The following is a 21,799-nucleotide window of genomic DNA, read 5'->3' as shown; positions in this document are numbered from 1 at the left end:
CGGGCGCTCGTGGTAGGAGTGTGCGATGACGGACCTCGCGGCCCCCGGCCCCTACGTGCCCTGGGTGACGGCCATCCCGCCGCGCCCCGAGACGGACGGGCCGCTGCGCGGCATACGGCTGGCCGTCAAGGACCTGTTCGATGTGGCCGGACTGCCCACCGGCGCGGGCAACCCGACCTGGCTGGCCACCCACCCGGTCGCGAAACGCGACGCCGCCGCGGTCGCGGTGCTGACCGGCGCGGGCGCGGCCATCGTCGGCAAGACGCACACCGACGAGATGGCCTACAGCCTGTTCGGCACGAACGAGCACTACGGCGCCCCGGACAACCCGGCCGCGCCCGGCCACATCACCGGCGGCTCGTCCAACGGCACCGCCGCCGCGGTCGCCGAAGGCTCCGCCGACCTGGGCCTGGGCACCGACACCGGCGGCTCGGTGCGCATCCCCGCCGGCTGGTGCGGCCTGTACGGCCTGCGCCCCAGCCACAACCGGGTCAGCCGGGCCGGGGTGGTGCCGCTGTGCGGCTCGTTCGACGTGCCGGGCCTGCTCACCCGGGACCTGGCGCTGCTGCGTACCGCGACGGGGGTGCTGCTGAGCAGCCGCCCCGGGACCAGCCCGGTCCGCGCCGTGCACGCCCCCGCCGACCTGTGGGAGCTGGCCGAGCCCGCCGTCCGCGACGCGCTGCAGCCCCTGCTGGACCGGCTCGCGGGCGTGCTGCCCGTCGAGGAGAAGCCGCTGTGGGGCGCCGGGCCCGCACCCGACTACCGGCTGGCCTACGCGGTGCGCACCGGCTGGGAGTTCTGGCAGCGCCACGGCGAGTGGGTACGCGCCGAGCACCCGCACTTCGGCCCCGGCGTCACCGAGCGGGTGCGCGCCGCGTCCGGCCGCACCCTCGACGAGCTGGGCACGGCCGACCGCGAGATCAACCAGGTGAAGTCCACGATGGCCCGGGTGCTCGACGGCGCGGTGCTGGCCATCCCGACCGCGCCCAGCCCCGCCCCCGCGCGTGGCGCCGACACCGGCCCGCTGCGCGCCCCGATCCTCGGCCTGACCGGCATCGCCAGCGTCGCCGGGCTGCCCGCGCTCACCGTGCCGGGCGCTCAGGTGAACGGCCTGCCCGTCGGGTTGTGCCTGATCGGCGCGGCCGGCGCCGACGAGTCCCTGCTGGAGCTTGCGGAGGTGTTGCGTTGACGACGGAGCCCGGAGCGATCGTCCCGACCGGGGTCGAGCTGGACACGCGGGAGGCCCCGCCGCCCGGCCTGTGGCAGCAGATGCGGGCCGACCCGCAGTACGCGCCCGAGCACCTGGCGCTGGAGGCGGTGCGCCGCATCGGCCCGCAGGCCGCCGCCTGGGTCACCCGGATGCGCATGCTGTATCCGCACATGCACCCGGACGGCATGGCCCAGGTGGCGATCCGGCGGTTCCGGCGGCACGCCCGGCTCAGCGGGGCGGTGTCCGGCTCGATCGGCCTGCCCGGCGCGGTCGCCGACGTGGCCACGCTCGCCTGGACCCAGTCCCGCCTGGTGCTGCACCTGGCCGCCGTGTACGGCGTCGACCCGACCCACCCGGACCGGGCCACCGAGCTGCTCGTCCTGCAGCGCGTGCACAAGGCGACCGAGGCGGCCCGGCTGGCGCTCGGCGTCGCCCAGGGCCGCGAGGGCATCGCCGGCGCGATCGCCAAGGGCGTCGGCACCACCGCGAGCCGGGCTCCCGTCGGCCGTGCCCTGGGCCTGCTGAGCTGGAAGCTCGCCCGGATGGCCGGCATGCGCGCGGTCCGCAAGCTCGCCGCCAAGGCGATCCCGTTCGCCTCCATCGTCTTCGGCGCCTGGGCCAACTCCGCCACCGTCAACGACCTGGCCCGCCGCGCCCTCGCCCAATACCGCCCCACCGCCCTCCCCACCGTCCCCCACCCCCGCCCTCCCCAGGACCACCCCCTCCCACCCCGTTGATCATGAACTTATGGCACGGCTCGACGGCGTGTCCCGTCCACAGCCTCCTGATCAACACGGCTGTTCGGGCGGGAGGGGTGGAGGGATCGCGTTCTCGGGTCGGCTGCGGTGGGTTGGACCCCGCTTTGTGACACGAGACGGCGATCTTGGCTGGTCTGGGCTGGATGATCGCGAGTTCGTGTCAAGATCTGCGGTCTGGCCAGAGGTTTCGACACGAGACGGCGATCTTCGCGGGCGACGAACGGGTCAGGGCTCCGGGGGGCGGTTGTAGCGGTCCATGGCGGCCTTGTTGGTGGAGGCCTCCTGGAAGACGAGCTCCCATGGGCCGGTGTTGACGTCCATCTCCATGCCGAAACCGACCCATTTGCCCGCCATGCGCCGACCCGTCGGCTCCACCAGCAGCTGGATCGCTCCGTGGTAGCGCGCGCCGCGGTAGTAGCCGTCGGCCGCGGTCTGCTCCACCCAGGTGCCCGTGACGACGTTGCCGTCCACGGTGAGGTCCATGGTCAGCGGCGAGTCCGACGAACCGGGCAGGCTGCGGACGGTGAGCCGGTCGCTGTGCTGCAGCACCACGACGTAATGCAGGCCGGTGAACACGGCGTCCCGGCCGCTGGACCGGTACTCGTAGCGGCTCAGCCAGATGCCCGAGTGGTTCGGGGCTGACGCGGCGGCTGTGCGCGGCAGCACTGGTGGCACCGTGACCTGAAGCGATGCTGAATCGTGCGCCTCGGCGGGGGTGGCGTGGGGCACCGCGACGGTGAAGCCCAGCGAGCTGATGGGCAGGCCGGTCACGACCTCCAGGGCTCGGGCGTACACCGGCCGGGGCGTGACGATCAGGCCGGCCTCCCAGCGCTGGACCAGGCGCTTGCTCGCGTCATTGGGGACCCCGGCGCGTTGCCCGGCGTCGCGGATGGCGCGGGCGAAGTCGTCCTGGCTCATGAGCATGCCCATGCGGATCGCACGTAGTGTCGCGTTTGGAGCTGTCATGCGGACAGCGTACGCCCAATGACGCCGAAATGACGCCTCCGATGTCGCCGCACGGACGCCACTTCGGACGCCGCGCCGCCACGTCTAGGCCGCCTAGGTTCGCGTCATGGACATGCCGATGGCAGAACCGGAGTTCCTGAGGTACGCCGACGCGCAGGCCGCGTACGGCCGCCACCTGCTGGCCGAGCATCAACGGGACGGCACCGGCTGCTGCCGGTCGTGCGGCCGGGCGCATCCCTGCGAGCAGCGCGCGCACGGCGGACGGCTCGTCGTGCATTACGCGGACTGGGACGGCGGCGAGCCTGCCCTCGTGCGCCCGTACCTGCGTACCGCCGGATGAGACGTGGGCGCGTGCGGAGCCATGGCTCGCACCCCGACCCGCACGCGCCCACCCCGTCGCTACCGCTTACCGCACCGGTGGTTGATCGCGATCTCGTGTCAAGATCTGCGGTCTGACCAGAGGTTTCGACACGAGACGGCGATCTTTCCAGCGGGCGGCGTGACGTACCGGCTCAGAAGTCGCCGCCGAAGTCTCCGAAGTCGCCGGAGTCGAAGCCGCCCGCGTCGTAGCCGCCGGTGTCCCAGCCTCCGGCGTCGTAGCCACCGTCCTGGTAGCCGCCGCTGTCCTGGTACGCCTGGTCGTAGCCGGTGTCGGCGACGGCGGCGCCTTCCGCGTCGGCCGGTTGGGCGTCGGCGGTTGCCGCGTCCGAGCCGACCGGATCCGGGCCGTTGGCGGCGTCCGACCCCGCCGCGCCGGTGCCCACATTGTCCGCGGCGGGCGTATCGGCGGTGCCTGCGGCGTCGGCGGCGCTTGCGGCGTCGGGGGTGAGGGCGTCGTGGATCATGTCGCTGACGACCATGCCGCCGAGGAAGCCCAGCGCCGCGCCGCCCAGCCCGGCGCCGATCATGGAGCCGGTGCCGCGGTACCCGCCGTACCGGTAGCCGCCGAACCCGTGCCCGGGGTACGCGTACGGCCTGCTCGGATGCCCCGAGTGGTGCGGCGGCCCGGGCGCGTGCACCGGCGGGCGCATGAACGCGCCGGGGTCCTGCGCGGGCAGGCTCGACAGCCGCTCCAGCGCCTTGCGCACCCAGCCGTCGACCAGCTCGATCCAGCGCGCCGGATCGGCCGACAGCTCCCGCGCCTGCTCGGCGCTCACCCGGTGCGCGTCGCCCTGGCCGGGCCGCCCGGCGAGCTCGGCGGTGACGGTCGCACCCTGCGGGTCGGCCGCGAGCAGGAACACCAGCTGCGGGATCTGCGGTCCGGGCGCCTGCCCCTGCGGCACCGGCGCGTAGAACGTGACCGCCTGGACGGGCGGCTGGCCGGGCCGCAGGTCGCTGCGTACGAAGCGGCACCCGATCGTGCCGAGCGCGTCCAGCACGTGCTGGTGGATCTCGGCGGGCTCGACGCCGATCGGGTCGAAGTCCGTCTTCGCGCTGCCCGAGGCGACGCTGACCTGCGTACGCACCCCGACGGTGACCCCGGGCATCGGGCGCCCGTAGACCAGGGTGATCGGCGCGGTGTACGGCGCCGCGAGGTGGAATCCGACGGCGTGCCCGGTGCCCCCGCGCAGCGTGAACCGGTCGGCGACCGGGTAGCGGCCGAGTTCGGTCTCGGCGCCGTTCGCGTTCGCGACCAGCAGCAGCTGCACCGCGGTGATTTCGACGTCGCCTCTGGCGTGCAGCCGGACCTGGCCGGTGAACGCGCCGCCGGGCCGCACGGCGGGAGTGGCCAGCACCGTGTCGACGTCGACCCCGCCGAAGCCGAGGCTGCTCAGGATGCGCCGCAGGACCATGCACCCATCATCCCCGCGTACGCCGACGCGTTGCCCGCGAACCGGCGACGCGGGGCAGGGCTCAGCGGCGGACCTGGAGGGTGGCGAGCAGCTCGGCGGTCGCGGCGGTGACGGCCGCGACGGCACGGTCGAAGGCTTCGGCGTTGTGCGCCGCGGGGGTGCGGAAACCCGAGATCTTGCGGACGTACTGCAGGGCGGCGGCGCGCATGTCCTCCTCGGTGACGAGCTCCTGGAACGGCGGGCGAAGGGTCTTGATGCTCCGGCACATGGTTGCCATTGTGCTCCGTGGGCATGATTGACGGGTGTCCGCCGCCGCCCCGACGCCCGAGCCCCGGCCCTTCGCCGTACACGCGCTGACGGCGCTGCTGGCGGTGACCGCGCTGGCCACGGCTGCCGTCGAGTGGCTGAACTGGTACTACGCCGTGGACGGCGGGTACGCCCTGTTCGTGCGGACGGGCTGGGCGCTGCTGCGGTCGCTGCTGTTCCTGGTGCTGATCTTCCACCTGTGGCGGGGGCGTCAGGGCGCGGCGCCGTTCGGGCTGATCCTGGCGGTGACGACGATCTTCTCGGTGGCCCGGCTGGTGGTGCCGAAGCAGGGGTATCCGGCGCTGCCCGGCATCGCCGGGTTCGCGGTGGTGGCCGTGCTGTGCCTGGGCGTGGTGCTGCTGCTGTACCGGTCGGCGAGCGTGCGGGAGTACCTGGCGCGACCGCGTACCCGCTGGTGGATCGGGCGCGACGGGATCCAGCGGCGGCCGGTGGAGCCGAGGCCGCACGTGCCCGGGTGGGTGCTGACGACACGGGTGGCGGTGTTCAGCTACAGCGCGCTGATGCTGGTGGCGTGCGTGGTGTCGGTCGGGCTGCTGTTCGACGGGCGCCCGGCGCTGCTGCCGCTGATCGTGGTGTGGTTCGTGTTCGCGCTGGTGGTCAGCTACGTGGCGCTGTTCCTGAGCATCTTCCTGGTCAAGGGCAGGCGCTGGGCGCGGGTGCTGCTGGTGGGGCTGACCCTGGTCGTGCTGCTGGTGCACCTGCCGCTGTGCGCGGCCCTTCTCGGCGCGGACGGCCTGGTCCGCGACGGCGGCCCGCTCCTGGTCGCGGCCCTGCTGGCCCTCTGGGGTCTGTGGCGCGCGGGCCGCAACGGCCACTTCACCCAGGCACCCACCCGCCCGGCCCGCGAACCCTCCAACGCCTGACCTTCGCCGCCCCCTGCCGTCCCTCGCACCCCTGCGGGCGATGCCGGGAGCGGCCATCGGCGGCGGGGCGTCAGGCGGGGGTGCGGAAGGTGCGGCGGTAGCTGAGGGGGGCGGTGCCGACCGCGGCGCGCAGGTGCTGGCGGAGGGAGACGGCGGTGCCGAAGCCGGCCCGGCCGGCGATCTGGTCGATGGACAGGTCGGTGCTCTCCAGCAGGTGACGGGCGTGCTCGACGCGCTGCCGGGTGAGCCAGCGGCCGGGGGACAGGCCGGTCTCCTCGCGGAACCGGCGGGTGAACGTGCGCACGCTCATCCGCGCGTGCCGGGCGAGCTGGTCGAGGTCGAGGGGCTCGCCGAGGCGGGCCAGGGCCCAGTCGCGGGTGGCGGCGGTGGAGGCGTCGCCGACGGCGGGCAGGGGGCGCTCGATGAACTGGGCCTGGCCGCCGTCGCGCCAGGGGGCGACGACGCAGCGGCGGGCGGCGCGGTTGGCGACCTCGCTGCCGTGGTCGCGGCGTACGACGTGCAGGCACAGGTCGAGCCCGGCGGCGACGCCGGCCGAGGTGAGCACGTCGCCGTCGTCGATGAACAGCACCTCGGCGTCGAGCTTGATCTGCGGATAACGGGCCCGGAAGTCGTCGGCGTAGGCCCAGTGGGTGGCGGCGGGGCGGCCGTCGAGCAGCCCGGCGGCGGCGAGCGCGAACGCCCCGGTGCAGATGGACATGATCCGCTTGCCGGCGGTATGGGCGGCGCGCAGCGCGGCCATGGCGGGACCGGCGGCGAAGGTGCCCAGGTGCTCGCGGTGGATGCCGGGCACGATCACGGTGTCGGCCCAGCCGAGCAGGTCGAGGCCGTGGTCGGGCTGCACGGCGAAGCCGGCGCTGCACCGGATCGGGCCGCCGTCGGGGGTGCAGATCCGGGTCTCGTAGAGCCGGTGCCCGGCGCTGTCGGTGGCGCAGCCGAACACCTGGCTGGGGATGCCGAGATCCAGGGCCATGACGCCGTCGAGGGCGAGCACGGCGACGCGGTGGCGAACGGTCATGGCTGGATTCTTTCACATAGTGGCGTTCAGGCCACTGTCCGCGCGGCGTGGTTTCTCGCACCATGGCCTGGTGACGTTGCTTGAAGACAGGGTCAGGCCGACCCGCAGCCGCCATCTGGCCTGGGCCGCCGCCGCGGTGGCCCTGGTCGCCATCGTGGGCGCGGCCGGGTTCCGGGCCACCCCGGGGGTGCTGATCGACCCCCTGCAGCAGGAGTTCGGCTGGTCGCGGGGCACCATCTCGCTGGCGGTATCGGTCAACCTGGTGCTCTACGGGCTCACCTCGCCCTTCGCCGCCGCGCTGATGGAGCGCTTCGGGATGCGCCGGGTCGTGTCCGGTGCGCTGCTGCTCGTCGCGGCGGGCAGCGGGCTGACCGTGTTCATGAGCGCGAGCTGGCAGCTGGTGCTGTGCTGGGGCCTGCTGGTGGGCCTGGGCACCGGCTCGATGGCGCTGGCGTTCGTGGCCACGTTCACCAGCCGGTGGTTCGTGCGGCACCGGGGACTGGTGACCGGGGTGCTGACGGCGGGCGGCGCGGCGGGGCAGCTGGTGTTCCTGCCGCTGCTGGCCGCGCTGGTGCAGTCCTACGACTGGCGGGTCGCGGCGCTGACCGTGGCCGGTTCGGCGCTGCTGGTGGTGCCGCTGGTGCTGTGGCTGCTGCGGGACAGCCCGGCCGACATCGGCATCACGGCGTACGGCGCGGACCCGGACGAGCCCGTCGCGGCGCCGCCGGTGCAGACGGGTGCGGCGCGGCGGGCCCTGGGCGCGCTGCGCGACGCGGCGCGTACCCGGACGTTCTGGCTGCTCGCGGGAGGTTTCGCGATCTGCGGCGCGACCACCAACGGCCTGGTGGGCACGCACTTCATCCCGGCCGCGCACGACCACGGCATGCCGACCACGACCGCGGCGGGGCTGCTGGCGCTGGTCGGGATCTTCGACATCGTCGGCACCATCCTGTCCGGCTGGCTGACCGACCGCTTCGACCCGCGCTGGCTGCTGGGGATCTACTACGCGCTGCGCGGGCTGTCGCTGATGATCCTGCCGGGGCTGTTCGCGGCCGACCCGCACCCGAGCATGCTGGTGTTCATCCTCTTCTACGGGCTGGACTGGGTGGCCACCGTGCCGCCGACGATCGCGCTGTGCCGCCGGCACTTCGGCGAGTCCGGGCCGATCGTGTTCGGCTGGGTGTTCGCCGCGCACCAGTTCGGCGCGGCGGGCATCGCGCTGGTCGCGGGCCTGGTCCGGGACAGCTCGGGCTCGTACTCGGCTGCGTTCTACGGTGCGGGGCTGCTGTCGCTGGCGGCCACGGCGATGTCCCTGGCGATCGTCCGGCCGGGTGTGGTGCGCCGCTGGCGGCTGACCCCGGCGCGGTCCTGAGGCCGACCGCACCATGATCGAAGCTCCCGCCGTGCGGGCAGCACGCCGCGGCGGGAGCTTCGATCACCCGTCCGTGGGGGCGGGGCAGGCATGAAATGCCGCCATAAGGGGTATTCCCGTACCCGTGATAACCACGCTGGTGAAGGGCGGCACCCCGCCCGAACATCTCGCCAGGGTGCAGAGCACCCTGCCCGCCAACGGCCACGCACCGCTGAAGATCGCGATGGTGGCCCCGCCCTACTTCGACATTCCGCCACAGGCGTACGGCGGCATCGAGGCGGTCATCGCCGATCTCGCGAACGCGCTGGTCGACCTAGGTCACCAGGTGACGGTGATCGGGGCCGGCCGCGACGGCACGCGCGCACGGTTCTGGCAGGTGTGGGAGCAGGCGGTCCCGGAGCGGCTGGGCGAGCCCGGTCCCGAGATCATCTACGCGACGCTGACGCGGCGGGTGGTGGAGAACCTGCACGCGGCCGGTGAGGTGGACGTCGTGCACGACCACACGTTCGCCGGGCCGCTCAACGCGCCCGCGTACGACGCCATGGGCCTGCCCACCGTCGTCACCGTGCACGGGCCGGTCGACTCGGAGCTGCGCGGCTACTACCGGACCCTGGACCGCGACCTGTCGCTGGTGGCGATCAGCCACCGCCAGCGCGCGCTGGCTCCGGAGCTGAACTGGGTCGGCGCCGTGCACAACGGGCTGCGCCCGCAGGACTGGCCGTTCCAGCGGGAGAAGAAGGACTACGCGCTGTTCCTGGGCCGGTTCAGCCCGGACAAAGGCGCCCACACCGCGGTACGGGTCGCGCACGAGGCCGGGCTGCCGCTGATCCTGGCCGGCAAGTGCGCCGAGCCGGCCGAGAAGAAGTACTTCGCCGAGCACGTCGAGCCGCTGCTCGGGCCGCACGACGACATGATCGGCATCGCCGACGCGACACTCAAGCGCGAGTTGCTGGCAAACGCCCGCTGCCTGCTGTTTCCTGTGCAGTGGGAGGAACCTTTCGGCATGGTGATGATCGAGGCGATGGTGTGCGGCACGCCCGTGGTGGCACTGCGTGCCGGTGCGGTGCCCGAGGTCGTGGAGGACGGCGTGAGCGGGTTCATCTGCGACGACCCGGGGCAGCTGCCCGCGGCGCTGCGTGCCGCGGTGGAGCTGGATCCGGCGGAGTGCCGCGAACAGGTGGTGCGGCGGTTCAGCGACGAGCGGATGGCGATGGGCTACGTGCAGGCGTACCGGGCCGCGCTGGCGGAACGGCGCCAGCCGCGCGCCTCGCGCGGCGCGCGGCTGGCGGTGCGGTCCGGACGGCTGACCTCGGCAGGTGACCGGTGACGTCTCCCGCCCCCTTGAACGCAGGCGACCCCGCGCCGCACGGGCAGGGTCAGGTCACCATCGTCGAAGGCACCACGTTCAGCATCTGCGCGCCCAGCGGGGACATGGAGCCCGGGGGCGCGCAGGGGCTGTTCTTCCGGGACACCCGGATCATCTCGCGCTGGCAGCTGCGGGTGGACGGGCAGGCGCCGCAGCCGCTGTCGGTGGTGGACGCCGACGCGTACGCCGCCCGGTTCATGCTGCGCCGCCAGCCCGCCGCCGGGCACGCCGACAGCACGCTGCTGGTGGTGCGCGAGCGCTGCGTCGGCGAGGGCATGCGCGAGTTCGTCACGCTGACCAACGTCGGCCGCGAGGCCACCCTGGTGCACCTGGAGCTGCACGTCGACTCCGACTTCGCGGACCTGTTCGCGGTGAAGGAGGGGCATGCGGGCGGCTCGGCCACGCACTCCACCGCCAGCGGGGTGAACCTGGTGTTCAGCCGTCCCGACGGCTCGCGCGGCCTGCTGGTGCACGCCACCGGCGAGCCGACGAGCACCCACAACGGTCTGAGCTGGCAGGTGGTGATCCCGGCGCGGGACGAGTGGCGCACCGAGATCGTGGTGCACCCGGTGGTGGAGAGCCGCCGCATCGAGCCGCGCTTTCGCGACCACATGGCTCCCGAGGAGGCTGAGGCGCACACCTGGCGCCGCAACGTCACCTCGATCCGGGCGCAGCACCAGGACCTCAACCTGGTGCTGCGGCGCAGCGTGCGCGACCTGGACGCGCTGCGCATCTCGACCGGCGAGGAGCCGGGGCAGACCTTCGTCGCGGCCGGTGCGCCCTGGTTCATGACCCTGTTCGGCCGGGACAGCCTGCTCACCTCGTGGATGACGCTGCCGCTGGACCCGAAGCTGGCGGTGGGCACCCTGCACACGCTGGCCGCGCTGCAGGGCCGCGGGGTGGACCCGCGCACCGAGGAGGAGCCCGGCCGGATCCTGCACGAGCTGCGGCTCGGCCCGCAGAGCGCGTCGGCGCTGGGCGGCACCCACTACTACGGCACCATCGACGCCAGCCCGCTGTTCGTCGCCCTGCTGGGCGAGGCCTGGCGGTGGGGCGCGGCCGAGTCGGACGTGCGCGCGCTGCTGCCGGCCGCCGACGCGGTGCTGGCCTGGCTCGACGGCTACGGCGACCGCGACGGCGACGGGTTCGTGGAGTACCAGCGGGCCACCGACCGGGGCCTGTTCAACCAGGGCTGGAAGGACAGCTGGGACGGCGTCAACGACGCGGCGGGGCAGCTCGCCGAGCCGCCGGTGGCGCTCGCCGAGGTGCAGGCGTACGCGTACGCGGCCTGGCTGGCCCGCGCCGACCTGGCCGACGCGTTCGGCGAGCCGGCCGTTGCCGACAACTGCCGCCAGCGCGCCGAGAAGCTGCGCGCCCGCTTCGCCGAGGCGTTCTGGCTGCACGACGAGGGCTTCTTCGCGATCGCGCTGGACGGCCGCAAGCGGCAGATGGACGCGATGAGCAGCAACGTGGGCCACTGCCTGTGGACCGGCATCGTCACCGACGAGCACGCCGAGCGGCTGGTCGCCCGGCTGTCCCAACCGGACATGGACAGCGGGTTCGGCCTGCGTACGCTGTCGGACCGGTCGGGGGCGTACAACCCGATGAGCTACCACAACGGGTCAGTGTGGCCGCACGACACCGCGCTGTGCGTGGCGGGCCTGATGCGCTACGCCCACATCCCCGGCGCGGTCGAGCTGGCCCACCGGCTCACCGCCGGGCTGCTGCGCGCCGCGACGGCGTTCGGCGGCCGGCTGCCCGAGCTGTTCTGCGGGTTCGCCGCCGACCAGTTCCACCCGCCGGTGCCGTATCCGACCTCGTGCTCGCCGCAGGCCTGGGCCAGCGCCGCACCGCTGCTGATCGTGCGGGCCTTCCTCGGCCTGGACATGAACGTGCCGCGCGGCGAGCTGGTGCTGCGGCCGCGGCTGCCGCAGGAGTGGGGCACCGTCACGCTGGACCGGCTGCCGTTCAACGGCTCGCTGCTGAAGATCACCGCGTCGGGCACCGAGGCGGAGGTGCAGGGCCTGCCGGAACCCCCGAACGTCAGCGGCTGACTCACAGCTGATCGGCCAGGGCCTGGCGCAGCTGCTGCAGGCACCGTGCCAGCAGCCGCGACACGTGCATCTGGGACAGCCCCAGCCGCTGCGCGATCTCGGCCTGGGTGAGGTCGCCGCAGAAGCGCAGGGCCAGGATCTGCTGGTCGCGCGGGGTGAGCGTGGCCACGGCCGCCTGGATGGCCTGCCGGTCGGGCAGCGACTCCAGGCGGCGGTCCTGCTCGCCGAGCAGCTCGCCGAGTTCGGCGAAGCCGCTGCCGCTGCGTACCACGCTGTTGAGCGAGCTGACGGCGTACGCGTGTGCGCACTCCAGGCCGTCGCGGATGTCGTTCTCCGTGCGGCCGAGGTGCCCTGCCAGGTCGCGCACGTCCGGGGTGCGCTGCAGGGCCTGGCACAGCTGCGGCACCGCGCGGCTGATCTCCAGGTGCAGCTCCTGCAGCCGCCGGTGCACCCGCAGCGCCCAGCCGCGGTCGCGGAAGTGCCGGCGCAGCTCGCCGAGCATGGTGGGCGCGGCGAAGTGCTCGAACCGGACGCCGTGGCTGGCGTCGTACCGGTCCACGGATTTGATCAGGCCCAGCAGCGCGACCTGCACGAGGTCGTCGGGATCCTCGCCGCGGCAGCTGAACCGCCGGGCCAGCCGCCGGGCCAGCGGCATCCCGGCGTGGATGACCGCGTCCCGGGCCCGCTCGCGGGCCGGGTCGCCCGGCGGTATGCGGCGCAGCCGCTCCAGCGCCACCGAGACCCTGCGGTCGCGCTCGGCTGTCCACGCCTCGGTGAGCGGTTCCGGGGAACCGCGCTCCGGGTCCGGTTCGATCGTCAACGTGTCGGCACGGGTGCTCATCGCCGCCATCCGCTGGTCACGCCGTCGCGCCGCCGCTGCGGCGGCTGTCGTCGGCCCTCAGCAGCTCTATGCGGATTTTAGCGACATATCGGCAGCCGGCGCGGAGGTTGCCGGCTTTCTAGGGCGGGGGAGCGCGGCCACCTCCGCGTGCACCGCCGTGCCGTAGGCGCAGATCTCCACCCACGACTCGGTGACCTGGCGGTTGTCGAAGCGCATCGCGAGCACCGCGTTGGCGCCCATGCGCCGGGCGACGCGCGCCATGCGGTCGACGGCCTCCAGCCGGCACTCCGTCAGCATGTGGATGCGTACGTCCATGCTGACGCCGGTGCCGTCGTTGACGTTCTTGAAGCCCTCGGTGTACGGGCTGAGCGTCCGCGCCGACAGGCCGAGCACCTCGCCGAAGACCATCCTGACCGTGTAGCCGGGCAGTTGGTCCGTCGTGACGACCAGCACGCCCCCGCGGTTGACCGCATCCCTCATGACACCACCTCCTGGTTAGTCCGATAAAGGTGTTATGTCCATCGTGAATGAGAAAGGCATCATCTGGTACTCATTTACCAGTCTTTTGTGTTAATGGGGTGAATGGGGCAGCGCTCGTGAGCTGTGCGAACATGCCGTCATGCCGCTGACGCCGATCATCGCCACCCTCGCCTACGTGCTGTCCCCGGACGGCGGCAGCGTGCTGCTGCTGCACCGCGACAAGCGGCCCGACGACATCCACTACGGCAAGCACGTCGGGCTCGGCGGCCGGGTCGAACGCGACGAGGACGTGCTCACCGGCGTCAAGCGCGAGGTGCAGGAGGAGTCCGGCCTGATCGCGCGGGAGCTGTCGCTGCGCGGCACGGTGTCCTGGCCCGGCTTCGGCAAGGGCGGCGCGGACTGGTTCGGCTTCGTGTTCCGCGTCGACGCGTTCGACGGCATTGCGCACGAGGGCAACCACGAGGGCACGCTGACCTGGGTGCCGCGCGAGCGGCTGTTCGAGGTGCCCATGTGGGCCAGCGACCGGGAGTGGCTGCCCATGGTGTTCGACGACGACCCGCGCCCGTTCCACGGCGTCATGCCCTACCGCGACGGCGAGATGCTCAGCTGGAGCTACCTGCGCTGAGCGGTTTCGTCAGTCGGTGCGCAGCGCGACGACCGGGTCCAGCTTCCCGGCCCGCTGCGCCGGAGCCACCCCGAACACGATGCCGACCGCGCACGAGACGCCGAACGCCAGCGCGATCGACCACCAGGTCAGCGCCGCGGGCACCGGGCTCAGCGCGGCCACCCCCAGCGAGACGCCCACCCCCAGCGCGATCCCGAGCAGCCCCCCGGACGTGGTCAGCAGCACCGCCTCCAGCAGGAACTGCGTGCCGATGTCGCGGGGCCGGGCACCGAGCGCCTTACGCAGCCCGATCTCGCGGGTGCGCTCGCGTACGGATACCAGCATGATGTTGGAAACGCCGACGCCGCCGACCAGCAGCGAGATGCCCGCGATCGCGGCCAGCACGGCGGTGAGCACGCCCAGGATGTCGCCCAGCGCGCCCAGGATCTGCTCCTGCGTCACGGCGCTGAACTGCTCGTCCGGGTGGCGGCGGGTCAGCTCCGCGACGATGTCGTCGCCGAGCGAGTCGATGGTCGCGGCGTCGGGCGCCTTGACCGCGAACGCGTCCACCCGCTTGGTGGCCAGCAGCCGCTGCGCCGTGCTCAGCGGGATGTGCACCTCGTTGTCGCGGTCCACGCCCAGGCTCTGCCCCAGCGGCGCGAACACCCCGATCACCCGGAACCGCACGCCCGCGATCGTCACCTGCTGCCCGACCGGGTCGCGCTCGCCGAACAGGACCCGCGCCACCGAGTTGCCCAGCACCGCCACCCGGCGGCCGGTGTCCACATCGGTGCGGGTCAGATAGGTGCCGGTGCGCAGGTCGCGCAGGAACACCTTCGGCGTCGTCTCCAGCACGCCCAGCACACTGGTGAACGCGGACTCCTTGCCGGCGCGTACGCTCTCGCCCGAGGTCAGCGACACCGCCACCCGGTCCCGGGAGCCGACCACCCGGATTACCGCGTCCAGATCGGACTGGTCCAGCCGCGACACGGCGGGCGCGGCGTTGAGGCTCACCTGGCCGGGCACCACGATCAGCAGGTTCGAGCCGAGCCCCTCGACCTGGGCCTGCACCTCGTTCTTGGTGCCGGTGCCCAGCGCCACCAGGATCACCACCGCCGCGACGCCGATCACCATGCCCAGCATGGTCAGGCCGCTGCGCAGCCGGTTGGCCCGCAGCGCGTCCAGCGCGACCCGCCACGCCTCCGCCAGCCTCACCGGGCCGCCTCCCCGCCGTCGTCGCCCGGCTGCTCACCCGGGCCGGAGTTGCGCTGCTGCGGGATGACCGGCCCCGGCGCGGCGCTGTCGGAGACCACGACGCCGTCGCGCATCGTGATCTGCCGCCGCGCCCGCGCGGCCACCTCCCGGTCGTGCGTCACCAGCACCACGGCCACCCCCTCGGCCGTGTTGAGCCGCTCCAGCAGCTCCAGCACGGCCGCGCCGGTGGCCTGGTCCAGGTTGCCGGTGGGCTCGTCGGCCAGCAGCACCGCCGGCTCGGTGACCAGCGCCCGCGCGATCGCCACGCGCTGCTGCTCGCCGCCGGACATCTGGTTGGGCCTGTGGTCCAGCCGGTGTCCGAGGCCGACCCGCTCCAGCATCACCGCCGCGCGGGCCCGGCGTTCCTTCGCGCCCAGGCCGCGGTACACCAGCGGCAGCGCCACGTTGTCCAGCGCGCTGGTGCGCGCCAGCAGGTGGAACGCCTGGAACACGAAGCCGATGGTGGCGTTGCGCAGGTGCGCCATCTCCGCCGGGCTCAGCCCCGCCACGTCGCGGCCGCCGATGCGCAGCTCACCCGAGGTCGGCTGATCCAGACCGCCCAGCAGGTGCATCAGCGTCGACTTGCCCGAACCGGACGGGCCGACGATCGCCACGTGCTCGCCGTGCTCGATGGTGAGGGTCACCCCGCGCAGCGCGGCCACGCTCACCCCGTCCATGGCGTACGTGCGGGCCACGCCGATCGCCTCGATGGCGGGCCCGGTCACGGCAGCTCGTCGCCTTCGGCGACCCGGTCCACGCCGCGCACCACGACCCGCTCGCCCTCCTGCAGACCGCCGGTGACCTGGAGGGTGTCCGCGCCGGACGCGCCGATCTCCACGGCGCGGCGCTGGGCGCGGCCGTCGGTGCCGCGTACCCACACGCAGTCCTTGCCGTCGCAGGTGAACACGGCCGCGGCGGGCACCGCCAGCGCGTCGGCGGCCTCGCGCACCCGCAGCCGCGCCACCGCGCTCATGCCCGGCCGCGGGGCGGGCGCGTCCGCCGGGACCTCCAGCGTCAGGTGCACCCGGTATGCCACCGCGCCGCGGCTGTTCGGCGTCGGGAGCACGTCGATCGCGCTCACCCGCGCCGGGTAGGAGACGCCGGGTGCGGCGTCCAGCTCCACGTCGGCGGCGACACCGGTCTGGACCAGCAGGATGTCGGTCTCGTCGACCTCGGCGACGACGCCCAGCTCGCTGGTGTCCACGATGGTCAGCACGGCCGTGCCGGTGCTGATCGGGGCGCCCACGGCGGGTGCCGAGGCGACCCCGGCCGGGGCCGCCGCGACCGGGCCGGACACGCCGCTGGGCAGGCCGGCGCCCATCCCGCCGAGCAGGCTGCTCAGATCGGGGGCGGCCGCGGCCGAGGACGTGCCGCCGAGCTGCACCACCCCGGCGATCGGGGCGCGCAGGCTCAGCGCGTTCACCGTGGACCTGGCCAGGTCGTACGCCTGCTGCGCCTGCAGCCGCTGCGCCGAGCCGAGCGCCTGCATCGCCGAGCCGAGCGAGGCCACGCCCCGCTGCACCGCGTCGGCGGCCGAGGCGACACCCGCCGAGGCCTGCCGGTAGCCGGTCTCGGCGGCGACGATGTGGGCCAGCAGCGCGTCGCGTACCGCCGGGTCGGCGATCTGCGCGGCGGCCTTGCGGGCCTCGTCGAACGCGTCCCGGGCGGCCTTGTCCAGCTTGCGCCGGGCCGCGCTGAGGTCCACCCTTGGCCCGCCGCCGCCGGAGCGCTTCGCCGCGTCCAGCGCCTGCTTGGCCTGGCGCAGCCGGGTCTGCGACGCCGGTGAGCTGATCACGGCGAGCAGCTGGCCCTTGGCGACCTGCTGGCCGGGCGTGACGGCGAGGCGGGCCAGGGTCCCGTCGGCGGGCGCGGTGAGCGTGACGGCGGCGCGGGCGGTGACCGAGGCGGGGGCGTCGACCAGCTCGCTGACGGTGGACCGGCCGACGTCGGCCAGGCCGACGTCCGGAGTGTCCTCACAGGACGCCGCGGTCAGCGCGACGAGCAGGACGATCGCGCCGATAGCGAGCGCGGGGCGGGTGGTGCGGTGCAGGAGTGGTCGCACTCAGGCGAGCCTACGCAGCCGCGGCAACCGTGACCAGACGCAGGGTGACGCCGGGACAGTGGTATGTGGCACGCTCTTCCCCGGAGGTGCCCGATGAAGGATGAGGCTCAGGCGGAGACGAACCCGCAGGCGGAGACGGTCACGCCCGTGCCCGCGCAGCGTCAGGCCGTGGTCGACCCGAACTCGCCCGACGCCCGCACCGCCCGGCGCAACCGGCACGTGTTCACCGTCGGCTTCCTCGGCGGCCTCGGGCTGGTGTGCGCGTTCCTGCTGGCGTGGGCGGTGCGCGAGACGCTGTCCGTGCTGCTGCTCATGCTCGCCGCGCTCTTCCTCGCGATCGGACTGCACCCGGCCGTGGCCTGGCTGCACCGGCGCGGCCTGCCGCGCGGCCTCGCCGTGACCCTGGTCGCGCTCGCCTGCGTGCTGGTGTCCTGCGGCGGCCTGGTCGCGCTCGCCCCGCCGCTGTTCAACCAGACCGCCGACCTGATCGCCAACCTCCCCGGCTACCTCGACGAGCTCAACCGCAACCCGCAGGTCGCCGAGTTCTCCCAGCGCTACGACGTGATCGAGCGGCTCAAGTCCGCCGCCACGAACGAGAACATCACCAAGGCGCTCGGCGGCGCGCTGGGCGGCGTGCAGGCCGTGTTCGGCGTCATCTTCAACGTGCTCACCGTGTTCGTGCTGACGATCTACTTCCTGGCCGCCTGGACGCGGCTCAAGGAGGGCTTCTACAAGCTGTTCCCGGCCTCGCGGCGGAACACCGCGCGCGAGATCGGCGACGAGATCTTCGAGAAGATCGGGGCGTACCTGCTCGGCTCGCTGGCCATCGCCCTGGTCGCCGGGGTCAGCACGTTCGTGTTCCTGCTGATCCTCGGGGTCTCCTACGCGTTCGCGCTGGCCATGGTCGTGGCCGTGTGCGACCTGATCCCGCAGATCGGCGCCACGCTCGGCGCGGTCGTCGTGGTAATCGCCGGGTTCGCGGACTCGACCACGGCCGGCATCGCCTGCGTCGTCTTCTTCATCGTGTACCAGCAGCTGGAGAACTGGGTCATCGCGCCGCGGGTGCTGCGGCGCTCGGTCGACGTGTCCGACCTGGCGGTGATCCTGTCGGCGCTGATCGGCGCGGTGCTGCTGGGCGCGCTCGGCGCGCTGATCGCGATCCCCGTCGTCGCCGGTGTCCAGCTGACGATGCGGAAGATCGCGATGCCCCACCTCGACCGCATCTGAGGCGGGCGGCGACAGGAGTCCGACATTCCACCGCGGCCTGGTTTGCGGTATGACTGTCGGCATGTTTCCCGACGCCACCCTCCCCGCCGCACCGTCCACTGCCGACGGCGCGGACCCGGCGGCCAGGCTGTCCGAGTCCGCGCGCGGCTGGCACGGCATCCAGCTCGGCGTGCTCGGCTTCATCGGCTTCTGCGGCGTACTGAAGATGGGCGCCGAGGCGCCGGGCCCGGACTGGCTGCAGTGGACGGCCACGGCCAGCACCGTGGGCGCGTTCGTCATGGCGCTGTGGTCGATCATGCAGGTCGGCAAGGTCGCGTGGCCCGTCGAGGACCCGAGCGGCGCCCCGGACACGGCGGCGATGAGCGGGCAGCTGCGCTCGGGCATCCGTACCACCATCGTCTCGGTGGCGCTGATGGCGCTGGCAGGGCTGTCCGCGTGGTGGCCCAGCGAGAGCGCGGCGTCGGTGGAGGTCAGCGACGGCAACGGGGTCACCGCATGCGGCGTGGTCACCGAGGGCGCGCCGCAGGGCACCCTCTGGCTCACCACCGCCGACGGCCAGACCCTGCCCATCCGCCTCGCCGCCGTCGCCAGCGTCCGCCCCGTCACCTCCTGCTGACCCGGCGGCCACCCTCCAAGATCCACCGATTTGCCTGGCACATGGGCGAAAGCGCGCCCAAGATACGCCCAGGTGCCAGGCAAATCGGTGGATCATGCGAGGTCGGGCGGGGTCAGACCTGCCAGACGTCGACGCAGGTGGTGTCGGCGGTGCGCCAGCGGGCCAGCAGGTGGTGGCCGTCGGCGCTGAAGGCGGTGCGGACCGAGCTGGCCTCGCCGATGTCGGTGCGGAACACCTCCTCGTCCGTGCCGGCCTCGTGCAGCCAGACCGCGCTGCCCGCGACGCCGGCCCGCAGCCGCCCGTCGGGGCTGTCGCACTGCGGCGCGAACCCGTCGTGCGGGCTGCGGTCGATGAAACCGGCGTAGCGGCGGAACAGGTCCTCGCCGACCATCTCCTCGACCACGGTGCCGCTGCTCAGGTCCCACAGCGTCGCGACGTCGCGCACGTACCGCCCGACGTGGACCTTGCGGTCGGCCTCGGCGATGAGCCGCCACTGGCCCTCGTGCACCAGCACCTTGACCGGCCGGTTGTTCGCCGCCGCCTTGAAACTGCTGGTCAGCTCGCCGCTGGCGACGTCCCACACGGAGAAGTGGCCGTCCGGCGTCCAGGAGACCAGTGCGAGCCGGTCGCCCGGGGCGACGAACACCCGGCCCTGGCTCTCCTCCGCCCGCTGCCGGGGGCGGATCTCGTTGACCACCGCGCCGTTGCCGATGGCACGCGTGCGCACGTACGCGCCGGTGCGCTCGCACTCGACGAGCAGCTCGTGGTCGGGGGTGAGCAGCCAGTCCCCGGCGACCTGCATGCGGTGCCGCCGGGCGGCCCGGTCGCCGCCGAGCAGCTTCGCCGACCGGCTCATCGCCGCGACCGTGTCCGAGGTCAGGTACGCGCCGGCCACGGCGCGCTGCTCCATGAGGATGCCGTCGCGCTGCGCGGTCAGGTCGTAGACGCGGTCGTCGGCGGTGCGCACCTGCGCCAGCGTCGCCCCGGCGGTGTACTGGCCGCCCGGCTCGACCAGCCACCGCACCAGCCGGGCCCGGCCGTCGGGCAGATCCCAGCTCAGCGGCTCCATCCGCCACGTCGCGGTGTTGGCGGGCACCTGGCGTTGGGTGCGCCGGCCGGCCCAGCGGGCGGCACCGCGGATCACGGCGTGCTCCGGCTCGGTCGGGTGCCGCACCGGCCGGCCCAGCTCGGCGCGCAGCACCGCGCGGGCCGCAGGCAGCCGGGACGCGCCGCCGACCAGCAGCACCCCGGTCACGTCCGGCAGGCTGAACCCGGCGCGGGCCACCACGGCCCGGCAGCTCGCGGCCAGCCAGCGCAGCGCCGGTTCGGCGAGCCGGTCCAGCCCGGCCCGGTCCAGCCGGTACGGCGGGGCGGTCGGAGTGATCCGGTCGACGACCTCCGAGGACTCCGCCAGCCGGTGCTTGACCGAGCGTACGAAGTCACCCGCGGCGTAGCGGGCGAGCAGGCCCGTGTCGCCGCCCGCCTGCAGCGCCGGGGTCAGCCAGCCGTGCAGCGCGGCCCGCAGGTCGTTGACGAGCAGCAGGTCGAAGTCCTGGCCGCTGCCGGAGGTCTCGTGGGCGAGGACCTCGACGCGCTCGCCGTGCACCCGGGCCAGGGACACCGTCCAGGCCGCGCCCAGGTCGCAGACCAGCACCAGCGCGCCGTCGGGCAGGTCGCCGTGGGTGTACGGGTCCAGCACCGCCGCCGCCGCGTCGCCGACCAGCTCGGCGTCGGGGAACCCGGCCTCCGTCGCGACCGCGAGCAGCGCCTCGCGGCGGCGGTCCTGCGGTTCGTAGAACGCGGGCACGGTCAGCGCGAGCCGCTCGACGGGCACGCCGAAGCGGTGCTCGGATTCCAGCCGCAGCACGTGCAGGTACGCCGCGAGCACCTCCTCGGCGGAGTGCTGCCGGTCGCCGAGCCGGACGAGCTCGCCGGTGTCGAGGGCCTGCCGGGGGCCGGTGGCGAACCAGCGGGGCAGGGTGTCCCGGCGGCGTACGGCGGCGGTGCCGACGAGCAGGCTCTCGCCGTCGAGGCAGACCGCCGAGGGGCGGCTGAGGGCCCCGGTCACCGGGCAGGGGACGGGGTGGACCTGGGTGTCGGCGACGAACGCCGCGGTGGTCTGGTGTGTGCCGAAGTCGACCACGAGGAGGTGCTGTGCCATAGCGGGCTCCCGATCTGCAGATGCGACCCGTGATGACGCCGTCGTCCGTCGCGTCGATGGTCGCCGATGCTAACGACCGGCTGTTGCATGCGGGTTAACCGTTCGCGTGTCCGCATTAACCGTCCGTGGGCTGTCCGTGCTCAGCGCCGCGCCGGTCTCGCGGCCCGCTAGGCCAAGATCGCTAGTTCGTGTCCAGATCTTCGGTTCTACCGCACCTTTCGACACGAACCAGCGATCATCACCCGCGAGCCGCGAGCCGCGAGCCGCGAGCCGCGAGCCGCGAGCCGCGAGCCGCGAGCCGGGAGGCCGGAGCCGGGAGCCGGAGTCGGGCGGGTCAGTGCGGTGTGACCGTGACGGTCGCGCCGGCGGCGCGCAGGCGGCGGGCGAGTTCGTCGGCGTCGGGCTGGGCGACGTCGCGTATCACCGTGGCGGGCTTGTGCCGGATCAGGTCGAACGCCTGGTCGAGGGGGATGTCCAGGGAGGAGCGGATCTCCGCGAGGACCTTGACGTCGCGTTCGGGGGCGCTGAGCACGACCCGGTGCACGCCGGGCGTGAACGCGATCGGCGGGCCGAACCGGTTCGCGGGCCGTGGCCGCAGGTTCGGGAACAGCCGGGTGACCACGGCGCCGACGACCAGGCCGACGGCGAGCGTCAGCGGCACCCGGGCCCAGGGCTGGGGCAGCAGCAGACCCAGCCCGGCCAGCGCGGCGGCCACGATCATCCGGAGAAGCACCGGTGCAGGCTACGGCATCCGCCCGCCGCCAGGCGACCCGTCCACCGCGCCGCCGCCAGGCGAGCCGTCCATCGCG

21 protein-coding genes are annotated in these 21,799 nt (G+C 73.6%); 10 read left to right on the top strand and 11 right to left on the bottom strand.

All coding sequences use genetic code 11. From position 1 onward, the window contains the following. The first annotated feature begins 25 nt into the window (after nucleotides 1-25). Both Cba03nite_RS11920 and Cba03nite_RS11915 read left to right on the top strand, forming a co-directional pair. Nucleotides 26-1,189: an amidase gene (locus Cba03nite_RS11920; RefSeq protein ID WP_203745206.1), complete on the top strand. Its 1,164-nt coding sequence runs from the start codon at nucleotides 26-28 to the stop codon at nucleotides 1,187-1,189. Beyond that, entirely contained in the window at nucleotides 1,186-1,947 is a 762-nt protein-coding gene (locus Cba03nite_RS11915; protein ID WP_239125660.1) for an EcsC family protein, read from the top strand. Before Cba03nite_RS11920 ends, Cba03nite_RS11915 begins: the two co-directional genes overlap by 4 nt. A gap of 246 nt (nucleotides 1,948-2,193) precedes the next feature. Here Cba03nite_RS11915 and Cba03nite_RS11910 read toward each other — a convergent pair whose 3' ends face one another. Then, the gene (locus Cba03nite_RS11910) at nucleotides 2,194-2,934 is read right to left on the bottom strand and encodes a helix-turn-helix domain-containing protein (protein WP_203745204.1); all 741 of its coding nucleotides are present in this window, start codon (nucleotides 2,932-2,934) and stop codon (nucleotides 2,194-2,196) included. Nucleotides 2,935-3,040: 106 nt separating this feature from the next. Between Cba03nite_RS11910 and Cba03nite_RS11905 the strand changes: the two genes are divergently transcribed. After that, a complete protein-coding gene (locus Cba03nite_RS11905; RefSeq protein WP_203745202.1) occupies nucleotides 3,041-3,274 on the top strand; it encodes a hypothetical protein in 234 nt (77 codons plus the stop codon). A gap of 172 nt (nucleotides 3,275-3,446) precedes the next feature. Here the strand turns inward: Cba03nite_RS11905 and Cba03nite_RS11900 are convergent, their stop codons facing one another. Together Cba03nite_RS11900 and Cba03nite_RS11895 are read right to left on the bottom strand one after the other, a co-directional pair. Then, complete coding sequence (locus tag Cba03nite_RS11900) at nucleotides 3,447-4,727, bottom strand: sporulation protein (RefSeq protein WP_203745200.1); 1,281 nt, start codon at nucleotides 4,725-4,727, stop codon at nucleotides 3,447-3,449. A 61-nt stretch (nucleotides 4,728-4,788) separates the two neighbouring features. Then, the gene (locus Cba03nite_RS11895; RefSeq protein ID WP_203745198.1) at nucleotides 4,789-4,995 is read right to left on the bottom strand and encodes a DUF2277 domain-containing protein; all 207 of its coding nucleotides are present in this window, start codon (nucleotides 4,993-4,995) and stop codon (nucleotides 4,789-4,791) included. Nucleotides 4,996-5,029: 34 nt separating this feature from the next. Between Cba03nite_RS11895 and Cba03nite_RS11890 the strand changes: the two genes are divergently transcribed. Beyond that, nucleotides 5,030-5,917, top strand: a complete 888-nt coding sequence (locus tag Cba03nite_RS11890; RefSeq protein ID WP_203745196.1) for a hypothetical protein — start codon at nucleotides 5,030-5,032, stop codon at nucleotides 5,915-5,917. Between the two features lie 70 nt (nucleotides 5,918-5,987). On the opposite strand, the gene Cba03nite_RS11885 is transcribed toward Cba03nite_RS11890, so the two are convergent. Continuing rightward, nucleotides 5,988-6,953 carry a GlxA family transcriptional regulator gene (locus tag Cba03nite_RS11885; protein ID WP_203745194.1) on the bottom strand — a complete coding sequence of 322 codons (966 nt, stop codon included), beginning with the start codon at nucleotides 6,951-6,953 and terminating at the stop codon, nucleotides 5,988-5,990. 19 nt (nucleotides 6,954-6,972) lie between these two features. Here Cba03nite_RS11885 and Cba03nite_RS11880 point away from each other — a divergent pair, with 19 nt between their 5' ends. The 3 genes from Cba03nite_RS11880 (at nucleotide 6,973) to Cba03nite_RS11870 (ending at nucleotide 11,745) form a co-directional block, all read left to right on the top strand. Continuing rightward, nucleotides 6,973-8,325: an MFS transporter gene (locus Cba03nite_RS11880; RefSeq protein ID WP_373315740.1), complete on the top strand. Its 1,353-nt coding sequence runs from the start codon at nucleotides 6,973-6,975 to the stop codon at nucleotides 8,323-8,325. Nucleotides 8,326-8,449: 124 nt separating this feature from the next. After that, nucleotides 8,450-9,652, top strand: coding sequence for a glycosyltransferase family 4 protein (locus tag Cba03nite_RS11875; protein WP_239125659.1), 1,203 nt, complete (start codon nucleotides 8,450-8,452; stop codon nucleotides 9,650-9,652). A gap of 14 nt (nucleotides 9,653-9,666) precedes the next feature. Continuing rightward, nucleotides 9,667-11,745 carry an amylo-alpha-1,6-glucosidase gene (locus Cba03nite_RS11870; RefSeq protein WP_239125658.1) on the top strand — a complete coding sequence of 693 codons (2,079 nt, stop codon included), beginning with the start codon at nucleotides 9,667-9,669 and terminating at the stop codon, nucleotides 11,743-11,745. 1 nt (nucleotide 11,746) lies between these two features. On the opposite strand, the gene Cba03nite_RS11865 is transcribed toward Cba03nite_RS11870, so the two are convergent. Further along, nucleotides 11,747-12,586 (bottom strand): SigB/SigF/SigG family RNA polymerase sigma factor, encoded by an 840-nt coding sequence (locus Cba03nite_RS11865; protein WP_203745188.1) that lies wholly within the window; start codon nucleotides 12,584-12,586, stop codon nucleotides 11,747-11,749. A 66-nt stretch (nucleotides 12,587-12,652) separates the two neighbouring features. Next, complete coding sequence (locus Cba03nite_RS11860; RefSeq protein WP_203745186.1) at nucleotides 12,653-13,066, bottom strand: YbjQ family protein; 414 nt, start codon at nucleotides 13,064-13,066, stop codon at nucleotides 12,653-12,655. Between the two features lie 139 nt (nucleotides 13,067-13,205). On the opposite strand from Cba03nite_RS11860, the gene Cba03nite_RS11855 reads away from it, so the two are divergent. Continuing rightward, nucleotides 13,206-13,691 (top strand): NUDIX hydrolase, encoded by a 486-nt coding sequence (locus Cba03nite_RS11855; RefSeq protein ID WP_203745184.1) that lies wholly within the window; start codon nucleotides 13,206-13,208, stop codon nucleotides 13,689-13,691. A gap of 9 nt (nucleotides 13,692-13,700) precedes the next feature. Here Cba03nite_RS11855 and Cba03nite_RS11850 read toward each other — a convergent pair whose 3' ends face one another. Genes Cba03nite_RS11850 through Cba03nite_RS11840 form a run of 3 tightly spaced genes read right to left on the bottom strand, consistent with a single transcriptional unit; the run spans nucleotide 13,701 to nucleotide 16,986 of the window. Continuing rightward, the gene (locus Cba03nite_RS11850) at nucleotides 13,701-14,885 is read right to left on the bottom strand and encodes an ABC transporter permease (protein ID WP_203745182.1); all 1,185 of its coding nucleotides are present in this window, start codon (nucleotides 14,883-14,885) and stop codon (nucleotides 13,701-13,703) included. Further along, a complete protein-coding gene (locus Cba03nite_RS11845; protein WP_203745180.1) occupies nucleotides 14,882-15,649 on the bottom strand; it encodes an ABC transporter ATP-binding protein in 768 nt (255 codons plus the stop codon). The genes Cba03nite_RS11850 and Cba03nite_RS11845 overlap by 4 nt, the downstream gene beginning before the upstream one ends. Beyond that, on the bottom strand, nucleotides 15,646-16,986 hold the full coding sequence (locus Cba03nite_RS11840; protein ID WP_239125657.1) for an efflux RND transporter periplasmic adaptor subunit: 1,341 nt from the start codon (nucleotides 16,984-16,986) through the stop codon (nucleotides 15,646-15,648). Before Cba03nite_RS11840 ends, Cba03nite_RS11845 begins: the two co-directional genes overlap by 4 nt. 93 nt (nucleotides 16,987-17,079) lie before the next feature. On the opposite strand from Cba03nite_RS11840, the gene Cba03nite_RS11835 reads away from it, so the two are divergent. Next, complete coding sequence (locus tag Cba03nite_RS11835; protein WP_239125656.1) at nucleotides 17,080-18,213, top strand: AI-2E family transporter; 1,134 nt, start codon at nucleotides 17,080-17,082, stop codon at nucleotides 18,211-18,213. A gap of 61 nt (nucleotides 18,214-18,274) precedes the next feature. Next, nucleotides 18,275-18,829, top strand: a complete 555-nt coding sequence (locus tag Cba03nite_RS11830) for a hypothetical protein (RefSeq protein WP_203745176.1) — start codon at nucleotides 18,275-18,277, stop codon at nucleotides 18,827-18,829. Nucleotides 18,830-18,941: 112 nt separating this feature from the next. Here the strand turns inward: Cba03nite_RS11830 and Cba03nite_RS11825 are convergent, their stop codons facing one another. Together Cba03nite_RS11825 and Cba03nite_RS11820 are read right to left on the bottom strand one after the other, a co-directional pair. Beyond that, nucleotides 18,942-20,990: an Hsp70 family protein gene (locus tag Cba03nite_RS11825; RefSeq protein WP_203745174.1), complete on the bottom strand. Its 2,049-nt coding sequence runs from the start codon at nucleotides 20,988-20,990 to the stop codon at nucleotides 18,942-18,944. A 334-nt stretch (nucleotides 20,991-21,324) separates the two neighbouring features. After that, entirely contained in the window at nucleotides 21,325-21,723 is a 399-nt protein-coding gene (locus tag Cba03nite_RS11820; protein ID WP_203745172.1) for a ribosomal protein L7/L12, read from the bottom strand. Between the last annotated feature and the right edge of the window lie 76 nt (nucleotides 21,724-21,799).

The sequence above is a fragment of the Catellatospora bangladeshensis genome, from assembly GCF_016862575.1.
Classification (GTDB): Bacteria; Actinomycetota; Actinomycetes; order Mycobacteriales; family Micromonosporaceae; genus Catellatospora; species Catellatospora bangladeshensis.
Note: the sequence above shows the minus strand (reverse complement) of the source record. Positions and strands in the feature narration are given on the sequence as shown.

Coding starts and splice junctions, on each gene's coding strand:
- Cba03nite_RS11920 (WP_203745206.1), top strand. CDS start 26: ATGACGGACCTCGCGGCCCCCGGCCCCTACGTGCCCTGGGTGACGGCC.
- Cba03nite_RS11910 (WP_203745204.1), bottom strand. CDS start 2,934: ATGACAGCTCCAAACGCGACACTACGTGCGATCCGCATGGGCATGCTC.
- Cba03nite_RS11905 (WP_203745202.1), top strand. CDS start 3,041: ATGGACATGCCGATGGCAGAACCGGAGTTCCTGAGGTACGCCGACGCG.
- Cba03nite_RS11900 (WP_203745200.1), bottom strand. CDS start 4,727: ATGGTCCTGCGGCGCATCCTGAGCAGCCTCGGCTTCGGCGGGGTCGAC.
- Cba03nite_RS11895 (WP_203745198.1), bottom strand. CDS start 4,995: ATGTGCCGGAGCATCAAGACCCTTCGCCCGCCGTTCCAGGAGCTCGTC.
- Cba03nite_RS11885 (WP_203745194.1), bottom strand. CDS start 6,953: ATGACCGTTCGCCACCGCGTCGCCGTGCTCGCCCTCGACGGCGTCATG.
- Cba03nite_RS11865 (WP_203745188.1), bottom strand. CDS start 12,586: ATGAGCACCCGTGCCGACACGTTGACGATCGAACCGGACCCGGAGCGC.
- Cba03nite_RS11860 (WP_203745186.1), bottom strand. CDS start 13,066: ATGAGGGATGCGGTCAACCGCGGGGGCGTGCTGGTCGTCACGACGGAC.
- Cba03nite_RS11855 (WP_203745184.1), top strand. CDS start 13,206: ATGCCGCTGACGCCGATCATCGCCACCCTCGCCTACGTGCTGTCCCCG.
- Cba03nite_RS11835 (WP_239125656.1), top strand. CDS start 17,080: ATGAAGGATGAGGCTCAGGCGGAGACGAACCCGCAGGCGGAGACGGTC.
- Cba03nite_RS11830 (WP_203745176.1), top strand. CDS start 18,275: ATGTTTCCCGACGCCACCCTCCCCGCCGCACCGTCCACTGCCGACGGC.
- Cba03nite_RS11825 (WP_203745174.1), bottom strand. CDS start 20,990: ATGGCACAGCACCTCCTCGTGGTCGACTTCGGCACACACCAGACCACC.